At 63.0% G+C, this 14,238-nt stretch carries 15 protein-coding genes; 2 read left to right on the top strand and 13 right to left on the bottom strand.

Translation table 11 applies throughout. The annotated features are described in order from the left end of the window. Positions 1 to 2: 2 nt before the first annotated feature. The 3 genes from rplT to infC all read right to left on the bottom strand — a co-directional run bounded on the left by rplT (position 3) and on the right by infC (position 2,185). Entirely contained in the window at positions 3 to 677 is a 675-nt protein-coding gene (gene rplT, locus ACSSVG_RS01550; protein WP_026547339.1) for a 50S ribosomal protein L20, sunset domain variant, read from the bottom strand. A 119-nt stretch (positions 678 to 796) separates the two neighbouring features. Then, a complete protein-coding gene (rpmI, locus tag ACSSVG_RS01555) occupies positions 797 to 991 on the bottom strand; it encodes a 50S ribosomal protein L35 (RefSeq protein WP_011774324.1) in 195 nt (64 codons plus the stop codon). A 117-nt stretch (positions 992 to 1,108) separates the two neighbouring features. Continuing rightward, on the bottom strand, positions 1,109 to 2,185 hold the full coding sequence (gene infC, locus ACSSVG_RS01560) for a translation initiation factor IF-3 (protein WP_253467643.1): 1,077 nt from the start codon (positions 2,183 to 2,185) through the stop codon (positions 1,109 to 1,111). Between the two features lie 405 nt (positions 2,186 to 2,590). On the opposite strand from infC, the gene ACSSVG_RS01565 reads away from it, so the two are divergent. Further along, positions 2,591 to 2,989, top strand: coding sequence for a DUF1844 domain-containing protein (locus tag ACSSVG_RS01565; protein ID WP_231339178.1), 399 nt, complete (start codon positions 2,591 to 2,593; stop codon positions 2,987 to 2,989). Positions 2,990 to 3,072: 83 nt separating this feature from the next. Here ACSSVG_RS01565 and ACSSVG_RS01570 read toward each other — a convergent pair whose 3' ends face one another. The 8 genes from ACSSVG_RS01570 to ACSSVG_RS01605 form a co-directional block, all read right to left on the bottom strand. Beyond that, positions 3,073 to 4,377: an MFS transporter gene (locus ACSSVG_RS01570; RefSeq protein WP_231339177.1), complete on the bottom strand. Its 1,305-nt coding sequence runs from the start codon at positions 4,375 to 4,377 to the stop codon at positions 3,073 to 3,075. Positions 4,378 to 4,427: 50 nt separating this feature from the next. Next, positions 4,428 to 5,348, bottom strand: a complete 921-nt coding sequence (locus tag ACSSVG_RS01575) for an SseB family protein (protein ID WP_492416940.1) — start codon at positions 5,346 to 5,348, stop codon at positions 4,428 to 4,430. Further along, on the bottom strand, positions 5,348 to 6,091 hold the full coding sequence (gene priA / locus ACSSVG_RS01580) for a bifunctional 1-(5-phosphoribosyl)-5-((5-phosphoribosylamino)methylideneamino)imidazole-4-carboxamide isomerase/phosphoribosylanthranilate isomerase PriA (protein WP_231339175.1): 744 nt from the start codon (positions 6,089 to 6,091) through the stop codon (positions 5,348 to 5,350). Before priA ends, ACSSVG_RS01575 begins: the two co-directional genes overlap by 1 nt. A gap of 47 nt (positions 6,092 to 6,138) precedes the next feature. Continuing rightward, positions 6,139 to 6,297 (bottom strand): hypothetical protein, encoded by a 159-nt coding sequence (locus ACSSVG_RS01585; RefSeq protein WP_231339174.1) that lies wholly within the window; start codon positions 6,295 to 6,297, stop codon positions 6,139 to 6,141. Continuing rightward, the gene (hisH, locus tag ACSSVG_RS01590) at positions 6,298 to 7,050 is read right to left on the bottom strand and encodes an imidazole glycerol phosphate synthase subunit HisH (protein ID WP_492416942.1); all 753 of its coding nucleotides are present in this window, start codon (positions 7,048 to 7,050) and stop codon (positions 6,298 to 6,300) included. Then, positions 7,047 to 7,673, bottom strand: coding sequence for an imidazoleglycerol-phosphate dehydratase HisB (gene hisB / locus ACSSVG_RS01595; RefSeq protein WP_089594411.1), 627 nt, complete (start codon positions 7,671 to 7,673; stop codon positions 7,047 to 7,049). Before hisB ends, hisH begins: the two co-directional genes overlap by 4 nt. A 46-nt stretch (positions 7,674 to 7,719) precedes the next feature. Next, a complete protein-coding gene (locus ACSSVG_RS01600) occupies positions 7,720 to 8,838 on the bottom strand; it encodes a histidinol-phosphate transaminase (RefSeq protein WP_231339172.1) in 1,119 nt (372 codons plus the stop codon). 78 nt (positions 8,839 to 8,916) lie between these two features. Next, positions 8,917 to 9,276, bottom strand: a complete 360-nt coding sequence (locus tag ACSSVG_RS01605; RefSeq protein WP_231339171.1) for a LysM peptidoglycan-binding domain-containing protein — start codon at positions 9,274 to 9,276, stop codon at positions 8,917 to 8,919. Between the two features lie 345 nt (positions 9,277 to 9,621). On the opposite strand from ACSSVG_RS01605, the gene lexA reads away from it, so the two are divergent. Then, entirely contained in the window at positions 9,622 to 10,365 is a 744-nt protein-coding gene (gene lexA / locus ACSSVG_RS01610) for a transcriptional repressor LexA (RefSeq protein WP_231339170.1), read from the top strand. A gap of 87 nt (positions 10,366 to 10,452) precedes the next feature. On the opposite strand, the gene ACSSVG_RS01615 is transcribed toward lexA, so the two are convergent. Both ACSSVG_RS01615 and hflX read right to left on the bottom strand, forming a co-directional pair. After that, complete coding sequence (locus ACSSVG_RS01615) at positions 10,453 to 12,513, bottom strand: ATP-dependent DNA helicase (protein WP_492416945.1); 2,061 nt, start codon at positions 12,511 to 12,513, stop codon at positions 10,453 to 10,455. Beyond that, positions 12,506 to 14,068 (bottom strand): GTPase HflX, encoded by a 1,563-nt coding sequence (gene hflX, locus ACSSVG_RS01620; protein ID WP_231339168.1) that lies wholly within the window; start codon positions 14,066 to 14,068, stop codon positions 12,506 to 12,508. Before hflX ends, ACSSVG_RS01615 begins: the two co-directional genes overlap by 8 nt. Positions 14,069 to 14,238: the final 170 nt, after the last annotated feature.

Here is a 14,238-nt window from a genome sequence, read left to right on the forward strand (position 1 = left end):
GACTAGTTCTTGATCTGCTGGCGGGCTTCGCCGCCGGCCGGCTCGAAACCGGCAGCCTTTGCAGCCTCAACGGTGGAGAACCAGTATTCAGCAGCGGTGGTGTTGTACCAGGTGGAACCCGGAACGTGGTACTTCTTGGACTCGGCGTTGCCCTTGATGGCGTAGCCTTCCGGAGCCTCGTCGCCATCGGCAGCAACTGCGCCGTCGATTGCCGGCTTCTCGGAAACGACAGCCTTGACAGCCGTTGCCGTAGCGGCTGCCGGAGCAACCTTTGCAGCCTTCGGAGCAGCCTCAGCCTTGGCGGCCGGAGCGGACGTGTCAGCCGGGAGTGCAGCCTTGGCAACGTTCACCAGAGCGGCGAAAGCGTTGGCGTCAGAGACAGCCAGCTCTGCCAGCATGCGGCGGTCAACCTCAACCTCAGCGGCCTTCAGGCCCTGGATCAGACGGTTGTAGGTGAGGCCGTTGGCGCGGGATGCAGCGTTGATTCGCTGGATCCAGAGGCGACGGAAGTCGCCCTTCTTCTTGCGGCGGTCGCCGTAGCTGTACACAAACGAGTGCAGCAGCTGCTCTTTGGCCTTGCGGTACAGGCGCGAACGCTGACCGCGGTAACCCTTGGCGCGTTCGAGGACAACCCGGCGCTTCTTGTGGGCGTTTACCGCCCGCTTCACACGTGCCACGTGCGTACTCCTTCAGAAATCTTTATCCCAAGCTGCTACTGCCGGAAACCCGGCCGGCCTGAGAAGGCTTTTGGTGTAGTCGGCCACTGCCGGATGGCAGCAACCAAAGAACTTGGAACTTAGACGCCGAGCATCTTCTTGATGACCTTGGCATCGCCCTTGAAGACGAGCTTGTCGCCGGCGAGGCGACGGGTCAGCCTGGAGGACTTGTGCTCCAGGTAGTGACGGCGGTTGGCCTGCTGACGCTTCAGCTTGCCGGTACCGGTCAGCTTGAAGCGCTTCTTAGCACCGCTGTGGGTCTTCATCTTCGGCATGGGAACCGATCTCCTTACGTATCCACGGACGAGTCCGCGATTCTTTCGCGCAGCCGGCCTACGAGGGCCGGCGTGCTGGTTGCTTGCCGGTGGAGGCAGTGCCTCCGCGGCGTTGAACTAGTTGGTCTTGCGTGATGCAGGCTTCGGCGCGGCCTTGGGGGCCGCGGGCCGGGCTGCCGGCTTGGGAGCTGCCGGCTTGGCTACGGGCCTCGGAGCCGCAGGAACTGCGGGCTTCGGAGTTGCCGGAACCACAGGCTTCGGAGTCTCGGCCGGGGCAGCCTTGGCAACCGGAGCCTCAGCAGCCTTGACCGGTGCAGCCTTGGGAGCAGCCGGGACCTCAGCGGCCTTGGCCGGTGCAGCCTTGGGAGCCGGGGCTTCCTTGACTACGGGCGCTTCTTCGACAACAGGAGCTTCTTCGACGACAGGCGCCGGAGCTTCTTCTGCAACAGCAGCCTCTTCGACCGCCGCTTCCTCTTCAGCTGCCGGGGTTTCTTCAACAACCGGAGCTTCATCAGCCACGGCTGCTTCAACCTCGGGGGCCTCCACAGTTTCCTGCTTGGTCTCTTCTTCGCCAGCCAGCAGGCCGGCCGGAAGAAGGTCACCCAGGGTCTGCGTCAAGGGAGCCTGGTCACCAGTGGTGTCCACCCGTCCCGATGCCTTGGCTTCATTCTGGGCCTTGGCTTCGGCACGCTGGGCCGCACGGCGGGCTTCAGCCTTCGCTTCAGCCTTGTTCTTCAAAGGACCGATCACCATGACCATGTTGCGGCCATCGATGCGCGGGCTGGACTCGACGATGCCAACCTCGGCAACGTCTTCAGCAAACTTCTGGAGCAGGCGGATGCCCATTTCGGGACGCTGCTGCTCACGGCCGCGGAACTGGATCATGGCTTTGACCTTGTCACCGGCACCGAGGAAGCGAAGTGCGTGGCCGCGCTTGGTTTCGTAGTCGTGCTTGTCGATCTTGAGGCGGAAGCGAATTTCCTTCAGAACCGTGTTGGTCTGGTTCTTGCGGGCTTCGCGGGCCTTGACTGCGGCTTCGTACTTGTACTTGCCGAAGTCCATCAACTTGCAAACAGGAGGCTTAGCCTGCGGGGCAACTTCAACGAGATCGAGATCGGATTCGGCAGCAAGACGCAGTGCGTCCTCGATGCGGACAATTCCTACCTGTTCGCCGGCAGGGCCGACCAACCGCACCTCGGGGACGCGGATACGCTCATTGATTCTTGGCTCGCTAATGTTAAAGCTCCTGTGGTTGTGGTAATTTCACCGGCAAATAGAGAAGGCCCCCAATTGCTGGTGCAATCGAAGGCCTCAACGGTCGGCTGACTCCCCTTGCGGGAAGTACGCACTCTGCGTGGCTGTGCCACCCAAGTGTCCGACCAGGTACCCGGCAACCTCTTGTCCCGAAAGGGATCACGTCCCTGAAGGGAAACGGCTGACGCGGGTGGGAGAGAACTCCGCTTGCAAACTGAAAGACAATTCTACAGAAACAACCCGCCAAGCGCACATTGCACGCGGCGGGAGCATTACTGCTGATGTTCACTGTGATTGATCACTGTGAATAACGACTTCCAGTCGGTCTGTGACAAGCTTACCAGTATGAGCACTGAAGACAGCAATTCCCGCAACTCCTACAGCGAAGACGCCGATCCTGCCGCCGACACGGGGGTTTCCCAGCAGATCCGCGACATCGCTGAAGTTCCCGCCGTGGAAGTCATCACCACCGGCGCCGTTCACCTGATGAGTGCTGCTGCCGTCAAGGTAGGCCTGGCGGATGATCCCAACGCCGAGGACCTCAAAGACCTCGACGAAGCCCGCAAGTTGATCACGGCCCTCGCCGGCCTGGTCTCCGCTGCCGCCCCGGAAATCGGCTCCCAGCACGCCGGTCCATTGCGCGACGGCCTCCGCTCACTGCAGCTCGCCTTCCGCGAAGCCTCGCTCATTCCGGATGCACCAGGCAAGGGCCCGGGCGAAAAGTTCACCGGTCCGGTGAACTAGCGCCAACTGCCGAAAGAATCAAACGACGGCGGGTCGACCACACATGGTCGACCCGCCGTCGTGTTTTCCACCAGTTTGCCGGGTCAGACGCGGGCGGCCCGTCGACGCATGGACGTAAGTACCAGGCCCGCGATACAGAGGACGACGCCAGCTGAGCCGATGGCCGCGAAGCCAGCGGAAGGACCCACGGCGTCGATGAAAACACCTGCCAAGGGGGCGCCCAGCGCGACGCCGGCCGTCAGGGCCGAGCCATACCAGCCCATGGCTTCGCCTCGGCGTTCCTCGTCCACGAGGTCGGCAACCTTCTCCGACGATGCGGACAAGACGGGTGCGCACAACAGGCCCGGCAGAAGCGACAGGAAAGCCAAGGTCCAGGTATCTTGTGCGAAGCCCATGGGAATAGTCAGTGCGGCCATGCCCAACAGCAACAGCATGGGCGAAATCGAACGCTTCATGGATCCGTAGATGAGTCCGCCCACCACGGACGCGGCACACCAGAAGAAGAACACGATGCCAATTTCATTCTCGTGCCCACCACGCTCCAGCAGCCCAACGATGCTCACGTCCGACCCACTGAGCACCATGCCCGATCCCGCGGCCACCGCGAACAATGCGGCCACGGATACTGTGAACCAGGTGAAATTCCTCGCGACGCGGTCACGGAGCGCTGAACCGCGCGAGGTATTCGAGGCCATCTCCGAGGCCGCCTCCTGAACATGGGCCGGCGCGGAAGCCACCATCGCCGCTTCAGCCGCAACCAGGTCTGCCGCAGCCCGCTCAGCGGACTCTTGCGGCGTGCAGGCCACGTCACTTCGCGTGGGCGGGTTGAACCACATCAGGAACAGCCCCGCCACGGAGACCGAAATGCCCACCGCTGTCAGGCCGATCGCAGAGAAACCGCTGGTGGCAACGATCGCACCAACAGCCGGGCCAATCATGAACACAAGTTCCGTTGCGATGGAATCGAGGGCGAACGCCGAACGCCGCTGCTCCCCCTCCACCATGACACCCAACGACTGACGCACAACACTGAAGATCGGCAAGGTGAAGAGCCCGCCGACGAAGACCAGCGGCAGCAGCCACTCATAGGAGACGTGCGGAACGATGGACCAGATCACGGTTTCAGAGACGACCGACGGGATCAGGGCCTTCCTCAGGCCTACCGTGTCCACTCGTCGACCACGCCATGGCGCGCCCAGGGCGATGCCGATCGTCATCACAGCTGCCGCTGCACCAGCGGCGGCGTAGCCCTGGCCCAGGGTTAGAACGATGTGCAACGTCAGGAGCACGCCCGCCGCGGAATGCGGGATGCGCGCGATCATGCCCACCACCAACAGGCGCCTGACAGGGCGGATGGACAGCATCTCTTTGTAGAGAGCGAAGTTCACTGGCAAATCCTCTTGTTCCCCCGGGGCAGACCGGGGAACCGGAACTGCCGTTAGTGCTGCCCAGGCTCCTGCGCCGCACGCTGCAATTTAACTTCAATGGAGTCAACGCCTTCAGCGAAGGAATCCATCCGAGCCCACGCCTCGTTGAGTTGGCCAACCAACGATTGCACAGCCACGGCATCCAGTCCGTCTTCGAGGAAGAGCACCACCCGCAGCTCCGGGCCAGACCCACCACCGGAGACCGTGCGGCCGTCAGCCGTCAAGGACGCAACGCCGGCGCCCGGTTGGGTCTCCAGCCGACGGACAGTCCGGAAGGCTGACACCGTGGAAGCGAGAGCAGCCTCCAGTTGATCATCAAGGTATGACGGCGTCCAGTCCCGCTGTTGGGCGAGTGCCCACATTGCCGGGCGACGAACCACGAAGGTGAAGTCCGAGCCGGGATCCAGAACCAACAACTGCGCGCCTTCGGAGACAGCTGAAAGGGCCGCACGGGCCGCGTAAACGGCCACGGGACGGGCATCGCTGTGCCACGCTTCGAGGGCTGCGGCCGAGGTGAAGACAGGCATGGCCTTACGGCCGTCGGGCGCCGTGAGTGTGACCAAAGCCATATCGGCCTGCTTGTCGGCATGCAGTCCGTCAACGCCGTCGGCTTCCTCGGCGAGCTGGGCGACAACCGGAACGAAAACCCGCGCCGTGGCGAGTGAGGCTACTACTTCGGCCTCGCCTCCGGTCCCGTTGACCAGCCCGGCAATGGCGGCGAGGTAACCGGCGTCCGCCGTCCCGTCGTCGTCCTCGAAGTTATGGATCTTTGCGTCGTCTCCCGTCAGGCTCCGGCCTGCCCACGGTTGCCCGGCAGAGTCAGTCGCTCCCCCGGCGCCGGCCAACGCTGCGGCGATGTGGCCCGGCAGGTTTCGGCTGCCGGCGCCATGGTGGCCGTGGCTTCCGTGCGGGTGTCCGGCGTCCTGGGACATCAGCGGCGACCGGCAACGTCCAGGGCTTCGGGCAGGGTGAAGGCGCCGGCATAAAGAGCCTTGCCCACGATCGCGCCCTCCACGCCCATTGGGACAAGTTCACGCAGGACCCGGAGGTCCTCAAGGCTTGAAATTCCCCCCGAGGCCACAACAGGCTTTCCGGTCTTCTCCACCATCTGGCGCAGCAGTTCCACGTTCGGTCCCTGCAAGGTGCCGTCCTTAGTGACGTCAGTGACGACGTAGCGGGCGCAGCCGGCATCCTCAAGGCGGGCCAGGACCTCCCAGAGGTCCCCGCCTTCCTTCGTCCAGCCACGACCGGCGAGCGTAGTACCGCGGACATCAAGACCGACGGCGATCTTGTCACCGAAGCGGTCGATGGCCCTGCGGGTCCACTCGGGGTTCTCCAACGCTGCCGTGCCGAGATTCACGCGTGCAACGCCAAGGTCCAGGGCACGCTCCAGTGATTCGTCATCGCGCAAACCGCCGGACAGCTCCACCTTCACGTTCAACTGTGAGACAACCTCACTGATGAGGTCGGCATTGTTGCCACGACCGAAAGCGGCGTCAAGGTCCACCATATGAACCCATTCGGCGCCTGCGTTCTGCCAGTTCAGCGCTGCTTCCAGCGGTGTTCCATAGCTGGTTTCCGAGCCGGCTTCTCCTTGCAGGAGGCGGACTGCCTGGCCATCAACAATATCGACGGCGGGCAGGAGTTCCAGAACGGACTGGGAGGAGGTGGTCATGTGGGTCCTTGGAGTTCGAGGGTGGCGCGGTTATTCGAGTGACCGGTTCAGGTACCGGGCAGCGTCAAGAGATAGGCGGCCAGCAGGGACATCCCCGCCAGCACGTAAAAGGAGATGGAAACCCAGCGGGGCTTCTTCTGCTGATGGAAGGAAATGCCGCCACCCACCAGCACACCGGCGAGGCCCATGAGGACAACAGACCACATCTAGGCGGCACCGCTTCCGGATGCTGCCGCACCTGGTGTGCCGGGCTTTTTCAGCCCGTCCACCCAGTTCCGCAGCAGCCGCGCCCCGGCGTCCCCTGATTTCTCGGGGTGGAACTGCGTTGCGCACAGCGGGCCGTTTTCGACTGCAGCAATGAAGCGTGCACCGTGCTCGGACCACGTCACCTGGGGCGGGGCCATGCGGGGCTGCACAACATCGAAGTTCCATTCCTGGACACCGTAGGAGTGCACAAAATAGAAGCGCTCCTGCTCCACCCCGGCGAAAAGCTTGGAACCTTCGGGAACGTCCACGGTGTTCCAACCCATGTGCGGGACAACCGGAGCAGGCAGCAACTCCACTTTGCCTGGCCACTCTGCCATGCCTTCGGATTCAGTGCCGTGCTCAACCCCGGCCTCGAAAAGGACCTGCAAGCCAACACAGATGGCCAGTACAGGGCGCCCGCCGGCCACCCGGCGACCGATCATGCGGATCGCATCCACGGCCTTAAGTTCCTTCATGACGGTCTCGAACGCGCCCACCCCGGGAACGACGAGTCCGTCGGCGTTGAGGACGTCTTCCGGCTTGGAACTCAACACTACGTGGGCACCGGCACGCTCAAGTGCCCGGACAGCGGACCGAACATTGCCCGAACCGTAATCGAGCACGGTGACAGTTGGCTTGCCTTCCGGCGACTCGGGCCTCACCGAAGCGATGGTGTCGGCCACCGCGCCGTCCTTGAGGACCTGGCCGCTCACAGTGCCCCCTTTGTCGAGGGGATGCCCTCGACCCGGGGGTCGGATTCCACCGCTGCACGGAGTGCCCGCGCAAAAGCCTTGAACTGTGCTTCCACAATGTGGTGCGGATCGCGGCCCGCCAGTACGTTCATGTGCAGGCAGATTCCGGCGTGCAAGGTGATGGCTTCAAAAACGTGGCGCGTCAACGACCCAGTGAAGTGGCCACCAATGAGGTGGTATTCCTGGCCCGCGGGCTCGCCGCCGTGCACCAGGTAGGGCCGACCGGAAACATCCACGACGGCGTGGGCCAGGGCTTCATCCAAGGGAACCGTAGCTTCGCCAAAGCGGCGAATGCCGGCCTTGTTGCCCAAAGCAGTGCGCAGGACTTCGCCGAACGTAATGGCCACGTCTTCCACCGTGTGGTGGGCATCGATGTGGGTATCGCCAGTGGCCTTGACGGTCATGTCAATCAACGAGTGCTTGCACAGCGCGGTCAACATGTGGTCATAGAAAGGCACAGAGGTGCTGATGTCCGAGACACCGGACCCGTCCAGGTTGATCTCCACCAGGACGGAGGATTCACTGGTGGTGCGCTCCATGCGCGCGGTGCGGGCAGCGGACGGCGTGGCGCCGGTTTCGCTCATTGGGACGTCCTTATACACGAAGAGTGGGTTGGGTCTATGGACAAGTTTAGGCGCGCTGTGGCGGCTGGCCGTCCAGCAGCGCTTCCAGCGCCTCAAGGAAGGCCGTGGTTTCCGGCTCGGTCCCTGCGGTGACCCGCAAGTGTCCGGGAATGCCGACGTCGCGAACCAGCACACCCGCGTCAAGCAGGCCTTGCCAGATGGCGTGCGGGTTCTCGAGCCCGCCAAAGAACACATAGTTGGAGTCCGAGGCTGAAGGCTTGAGACCCATGCGCAGGAGTTCAGTCACGATGCGGTCGCGTTGGACCTTGATGTCCTCGACGTCGGCCATGAGGGCCTCGCGGTGGTTGAGGGCCGCCAGGGCAGTTGCCTGAGTAACAGCCGACAGGTGATACGGGAGGCGGACCAACCTGATGGCGTCTGTAACCTCGGGTGCTGCGGCCATATAGCCCAGCCGGGCGCCCGCGAGGGCGAAGGCCTTGCTCATGGTGCGGGAAACGATCAGACGCTCGCGCCCGGGCAGCAAGGTCAGGGCACTTGGCGTGTTGTCATGGGCGAACTCGTGATAGGCCTCGTCGACGATCACGATGGCCTGGCTGGCTTCCCCGGCCTCGTAAACGGCCTCAACAACTTCCAGGCCCAGGCCTGTTCCGGTGGGGTTGTTGGGCGAGCACAGGAACACAATGTTGGCTCCTGTTTCACGAACCTGCGCTGCCGCCGACGCCGCATCCAAACCGTAATCCTCTGCCCGGACTCCGCGTACGTATTCGGTATCCGTGCCACTGGCCAGCAGGGGGTACATCGAATACGTGGGCGGGAATCCGAGTGCCTTCCGACCGGGTCCGCCGAATGCTTGGAGGATCTGCTGCAGGACCTCATTTGAACCATTGGCGGCCCAAATGTTGTCCGGGGTGAGATCGTGGCCAAGGTATTCGGCCAAGGACTCGCGCAGTTCAGTGAACTCCCGGTCCGGGTAGCGGTTCAGCCCCGTGGCCGCGGCGGCAACGGCTTCCGTGATGGCCGCCTGGACGTCCGCGGGAACGCCATGAGTGTTCTCGTTGACATTGAGCAGGATAGGAACGTCAAGCTGCGGTGCGCCATAAGGGCTCAGTCCACGCAGGTTGGTCCGGAGGGGTAGTCGGTCTAGTCGCTCAAGCTGGTCACTCACCAAGACAGTTTAAGGGGCTACCGGGACTGCCGAGTAACTGTGACGCCGCGCCACCGGATCCAGCCACGGTGGAACGCGCTAGCTTGCCGGGACGAACAAACGCTGCCCGGGCTGGATCCGGCCACCATGGAGGTCGTTGAGCTGAATGATCTCGGAGATGACATCCCTGGGATCGCGCTCCGGAGCAGCTGCGCCGGCGATACCCCACAGCGACTGCCCGGGCTGGACCGTCACGGTCACCGCGACCGGCGGCTGGAGCTGCGCCTGCGAGTCCGAGGCCTTGGCAGGGGACGTAATGAAACCGGCCAGGCTCAGCAGCGCAGCCACCAGCAGCATTGCGGGGATGCCAAAGAAGACCATCCGACCCCGGCGGGTAAGACGCAGGCGCGTCGGCGCCTGGGTAGTGCGGAAATCAGCGAACGTAGTGATTGCGGACATGAGCTGAGCCCTTCTGAGCTATTGCCTTGCGCCGGATTCCGGTACATGGCTGCCAATTCTTTGTGTTCCCCTCCCCCGATCCCGGATGTTCGAACACTCTGTTCGAACATCCGTCATCCGGTTCGGGTTTATAGAACACATATTCGAACCTTGCTATGACATTTTTAGCACTTATCAACGAACGGTGTCGAGACTCGCTAGAACAAATGTTTGATAAACGCCTGTGCCTGCCCTACGTTTGAGTGAAGAAACAGCACTGTTTCAGTGGAACAGGAGGGTCTGACATTTTTTGCAGACCCGACACCCCTGGATCGTTCCGGGGCGAATGGAAAGGCACTGGCGAACATGGCAGCGAAAGCCACAGGCGGCGGGGCACCCCTGCGGAGCCAACAGCCTCAAAAGAGTCCCAAGAGCCTGACTGTCCGGCAGAAAAAAATTCTGGAGACCATCCAACGCTCGGTGAATGACAATGGGTATCCGCCAAGCATGCGTGAGATCGGTGACACCGTCGGCCTGGCAAGTTTGTCGAGTGTCACGCATCAGCTTTCCCAGCTCGAGAAGCTCGGCTATCTGCGCAGGGACCCCAAGCGTCCCCGTGCCATGGAAGTCCTGATGCCGTTGACGTTGGATGGCGGACCAATTCCCGGCGTCGAAGCCCCTGCGACGCTGCGCAGCGCGGGTGGCCTTGCCGTCACGGAGCTGGCCAGCGCCAGCGATACTGCCATGGTTCCCCTGGTGGGCCGGATCGCTGCAGGCGGCCCCATCCTGGCTGACCAGGCAGTGGAAGACGTCTTGCCCCTTCCCAGGCAACTTGTGGGCCACGGCGAACTGTTCATGCTGAAGGTGGCAGGCGACTCAATGATTGATGCCGCCATCTGCGACGGTGACTGGGTTGTTGTGCGCCGCCAGAACGACGCCATCAACGGCGACATCGTGGCCGCACTGCTGGATGACGAGGCTACCGTCAAGACGTTCCGTCAGCGCGATGGCCACACGTGGTTGCTGCCCCAGAACACCCAATACGAGCCAATCCTTGGCGACCAAGCCACCATCATGGGCAAGGTTGTCTCTGTTCTGCGTTCCCTGTAGGTGCCCACTAGGTAGGTACCCCAAGCCTCCTGGGCGGCTTTTGCCGCACCCAGGAGGCTTTGTTGGCCCCACGAGGCATTGTTGGACCTAGGAGGCCTTGGCGGAGCCCAGGCGTTCCAGCACGCCGCGCACAACCGCCCTGTCCGTCGTCGCCCAGAACGGCGGAAGCGCAGCCCTCAGAAAACCGCCGTAGCGTTCCGTCGACAGCCGTGAGTCAAGCACGGCCACGACTCCCTTGTCTCCCGTTGAACGGATAAGGCGCCCAGCGCCTTGTGCCAAGCGGATGGCGGCATGCGTTGCTGACACGGCCATGAAGCCATTCCCGCCCGACTGGGCGACTGCCCGGGAGCGGGCAGTCATCAGGGGATCGTCGGGGCGCGGGAAGGGAATGCGGTCAATCACCACCAGGCGGCACGAACCACCCGGCACGTCGACGCCCTGCCAGAGTGACATGGTGCCAAACAGGCAAGTGTCCGGCTCATCTGCGAATTGCTTCACAAGGGCAGCCATGGTGGATTCGCCCTGGCAGAGAATGTCCATGTCAAGGCGCAGCCGCATGGCGTCGGCGGCTTCTTCGGCAGCTCGCCGCGAAGAGAAGAGACAAAGCGCTCCCCCGCCGGATGCCCGGATGAGGTCTTCGAGCTCATCGAGAGCCTCGGGCGAGGTCCCACGCCCCGGCTTGGGCAAGTGCTTGGCAACATACAGCACCCCCTGTTTGGGGTAATCAAAGGGCGATCCAACATCAATCCCGGTCCAGCTCGGGGCGCCGTCGCCGATGAGGCCCAGACCTCCAGCCGCCGGTTCGAAGGCAGAGCCAATCGCCAGCGTGGCGGAGGTGAGCACCACGGTGTGGCCCTCGAAGAGGCCTTCGCGCAGCCGTCCCGCGACGCTGAGTGGCGCGATGTTGATCAGTGCCGGTGCCGTTTCATCAGGCTGCGAGTAACCCTGTTGGGGGTCGAAGGTGCTGTTGCGGGAAAACCAGACCACTTCCCGGTTCTCCTTGGCGGCCAGCATCCGCTCGCACAATTCAAGAATGAGCATGAGCCGTGAGCGAGCGAGCTGCCTGCCGCCGTCGACCGCGTTGGAAGAGTCGGTCTTGGAATCTGAGAGCGCCGCGCGGGTCGCATCGCGTAACTGGTCAAGGCAGTCAAGCTGTTCGTCGTTGAGCCCACTGGCCAGCAACCCGTTGGGCACCCCTGCGATGGCCATGTCCAGGCGCTCCGCCGCAGCGTTGAGGGCATCCACCGTGATGGCGGTGTGCTTGCGTGCGCTTGACGCCGCGGCATGAACCATGGCCACAGACAACTGGCCCGAGACCGCGCCGGTCACGCGATCCTGCAGCTCGTGTGCCTCGTCCACCACCACGACGTCATACTCAGGCAACACAGCCAGCCCTTCAAAGGCGCTGACGGCAAGCATGGCGTGGTTGGTGACGACGACGTCGGCCTCACCCGCGCGGGACCGCGCCAACTCACTGAAGCACTCTTCAGCCACCGGACACTTCTGCGCGCCGAGGCACTCCATGGAGGTCACAGAGACTTGCCGCCAGGCACGGTCCGTGACGCCGGGCATCAGTTCGTCACGGTCGCCGGTGGTCGTCTTTTCGGCCCACTCGCGGAGGCGGACCACTTCCTTGCCGAGCTGTGACTGCGGTCCGCCCATGGATGCCGCGAAGTGCGGCACGCTGGTGTCCTCGCCTAAGGAAAACAGCTGCCCCTCGGACGGCTCTTCGCTGGGGAACCCACCTTCCAGCTTCTGGCGGCAGACGTAGTTGGCCCTGCCCTTCACGAGCGCCACGTTGACGGGTCGTTCAAGGGCAGGGTTGATGGTCTCCAACAGCCGGGGAAGATCCCGGCCAACAATCTGGGTTTGCAGTGCCAAGGTGGCGGTGGACACGAGCGTCGGTTTGTTGCTGTCCATGGAATGCGCGATCAACGGAATCAGGTACGCCAAAGACTTACCTGTTCCCGTTCCTGCCTGGACCAGCAGGTGCTCCCCGGTTTCAATTGCCCGGGTGACATGTTTGGCCATTTCGTGCTGGCCGGCACGGCTTTGACCGCCCATGCCGGCGACAGCACGATCCAACAGCTCAAGGGTGGCTTTCTCTCCCACCGATTCGACGGCGTCCGCCGCCACCTTCTCAACCATTGCTGACGAAAGACTCCAGTTCGGCTGCCAGGCCCTCGCGGACCATGACCACCACGCGGGTGCCGTCTTCCTCATGCTCCAGGTTCAGGATCTCCGAATCAGAACTGTGCAGCTTGCTGATCATGTCTCCCCGGTCGTAGGGAATAAGCAGCTCAAGCCGTACGCCCGGGCGCGGAATGGACTGGCTGATGTCTTCCAACAGCTCAGCGATGCCCTGGCCTGTACGAGTGGAAACCACCGCATGGCGGGGCTCCTTCTGTTTGAGGCGCTCCACGACGAAAGGATCCGCCACGTCGACTTTGTTCAGGACGATGATCTCAGGAACCTTGCGGGCATCCACTTCAGTGAAAACAGCCCGTACGGCAGCGATTTGACCTTCTGGGTCCGGGTGCGAGGCATCCACGACATGCAGGATCAGATCCGCGTCAGCAACTTCCTCCAGCGTCGACCGGAAGGCCTCAATCAGCTGCGTTGGCAGAGACCGGACGAACCCAACAGTGTCGGCCAGCGTGTAGCCAATGCCATCCGGAGTCTGGGCTTTGCGAACGGTGGGATCCAAGGTAGCGAACAGGGCGTTTTCCACCAGGACACCGGCGTCGGTCAAGCGGTTCAGGAGCGACGACTTGCCGGCGTTGGTATAACCGGCGATAGCGACAGAAGGAACAGCATTGCGACGACGGTTGGCGCGCTTGGTCTCGCGGGCCGGCTTCATCGCGGCGATTTCCCGACGCAGTTTGGCCATCCGCGTGCGAATGCGACGCCGGTCCAGTTCGATCTTTGTTTCACCAGGACCACGCGAGCCCATGCCTGCGCCGGCTCCACCCACTTGGCCACCGGCCTGGCGGGACATGGAGTCACCCCAGCCACGGAGGCGCGGGAGCAGATATTCGAGCTGTGCAAGCTCAACCTGGGCCTTGCCTTCCCGGCTCTTGGCATGCTGGGCGAAGATGTCCAGGATCAGGGTGGTCCTGTCCACGACCTTGACCTTGACAATGTCTTCAAGGCCGCGGCGCTGGGACGGTGCCAGCTCAGTGTCCACCACTACGGTGTCCGCACCGGTGGCGGCAACGATGTCCTTGAGCTCCTGGGCCTTGCCCGATCCCAGGAAGGTGCCCGGGTCCGGCTTCGTGCGGCGCTGGACCAAACCGTCAAGGACCTCGGAGCCGGCAGTTTCTGCCAGCGCAGCAAGTTCGCGAAGCGAATTCTCGGCATCGGCCAGGGTGCCCTCGGTCCACAGTCCGGCGAGGACAACGCGCTCAAGGCGCAGCTGCCGGTATTCGACCTCGGTGACGTCTTCGAGTTCAGTGGACAGACCTGCGGTGCGGCGCAGTGCGCGGCGTTCAGCCAGGTCTTCCTGGTCGCCGTCGTAAATGCTGTGTTCCTGGTCAAGCGTCGAAATCGCCTGCGCCTTGCCGAACACACCATTGGCTTCGTTGTCATCGGATGACGGCGCAGGTACATCCTTGGAAAGTATCCGGTCGATGACGGCCTGGATTTGTTCAGGACTCATGTCCTGGGCGTCGGAATCGGATCCGGAGTGCTTCTGGGTGGTCATGGTCTCCTTAGACTGTTCGGCAATTCCAGAATAGTGCTGTTTGTTGCTCAATGGGGCGCTATTCGCGCTGGGCTGACGGGCTTGGGGCAAAAGGGCCTCCTGTGCTGAACGGCCACCCGTGACATGGGCAGCGGTTGCTGTGTTCCGGCGTGGTTGGATCCGCGCAGAGG

Source organism: Paenarthrobacter sp. E2MeOHC11 (assembly GCF_058744955.1).

Bases quoted from the DNA above. Each gene is read 5' to 3' on its own strand.
- rpmI (WP_011774324.1), bottom strand. From the start codon at position 991: ATGCCGAAGATGAAGACCCACAGCGGTGCTAAGAAGCGCTTCAAGCTG.
- ACSSVG_RS01575 (WP_492416940.1), bottom strand. From the start codon at position 5,348: ATGTCCCAGGACGCCGGACACCCGCACGGAAGCCACGGCCACCATGGC.
- hisB (WP_089594411.1), bottom strand. From the start codon at position 7,673: ATGAGCGAAACCGGCGCCACGCCGTCCGCTGCCCGCACCGCGCGCATG.
- hflX (WP_231339168.1), bottom strand. From the start codon at position 14,068: ATGACCACCCAGAAGCACTCCGGATCCGATTCCGACGCCCAGGACATG.
- priA (WP_231339175.1), bottom strand. From the start codon at position 6,091: ATGACCACCTCCTCCCAGTCCGTTCTGGAACTCCTGCCCGCCGTCGAT.
- ACSSVG_RS01615 (WP_492416945.1), bottom strand. From the start codon at position 12,513: ATGGTTGAGAAGGTGGCGGCGGACGCCGTCGAATCGGTGGGAGAGAAA.
- ACSSVG_RS01605 (WP_231339171.1), bottom strand. From the start codon at position 9,276: ATGTCCGCAATCACTACGTTCGCTGATTTCCGCACTACCCAGGCGCCG.
- lexA (WP_231339170.1), top strand. From the start codon at position 9,622: ATGGCAGCGAAAGCCACAGGCGGCGGGGCACCCCTGCGGAGCCAACAG.
- ACSSVG_RS01585 (WP_231339174.1), bottom strand. From the start codon at position 6,297: ATGTGGTCTGTTGTCCTCATGGGCCTCGCCGGTGTGCTGGTGGGTGGC.
- ACSSVG_RS01565 (WP_231339178.1), top strand. From the start codon at position 2,591: ATGAGCACTGAAGACAGCAATTCCCGCAACTCCTACAGCGAAGACGCC.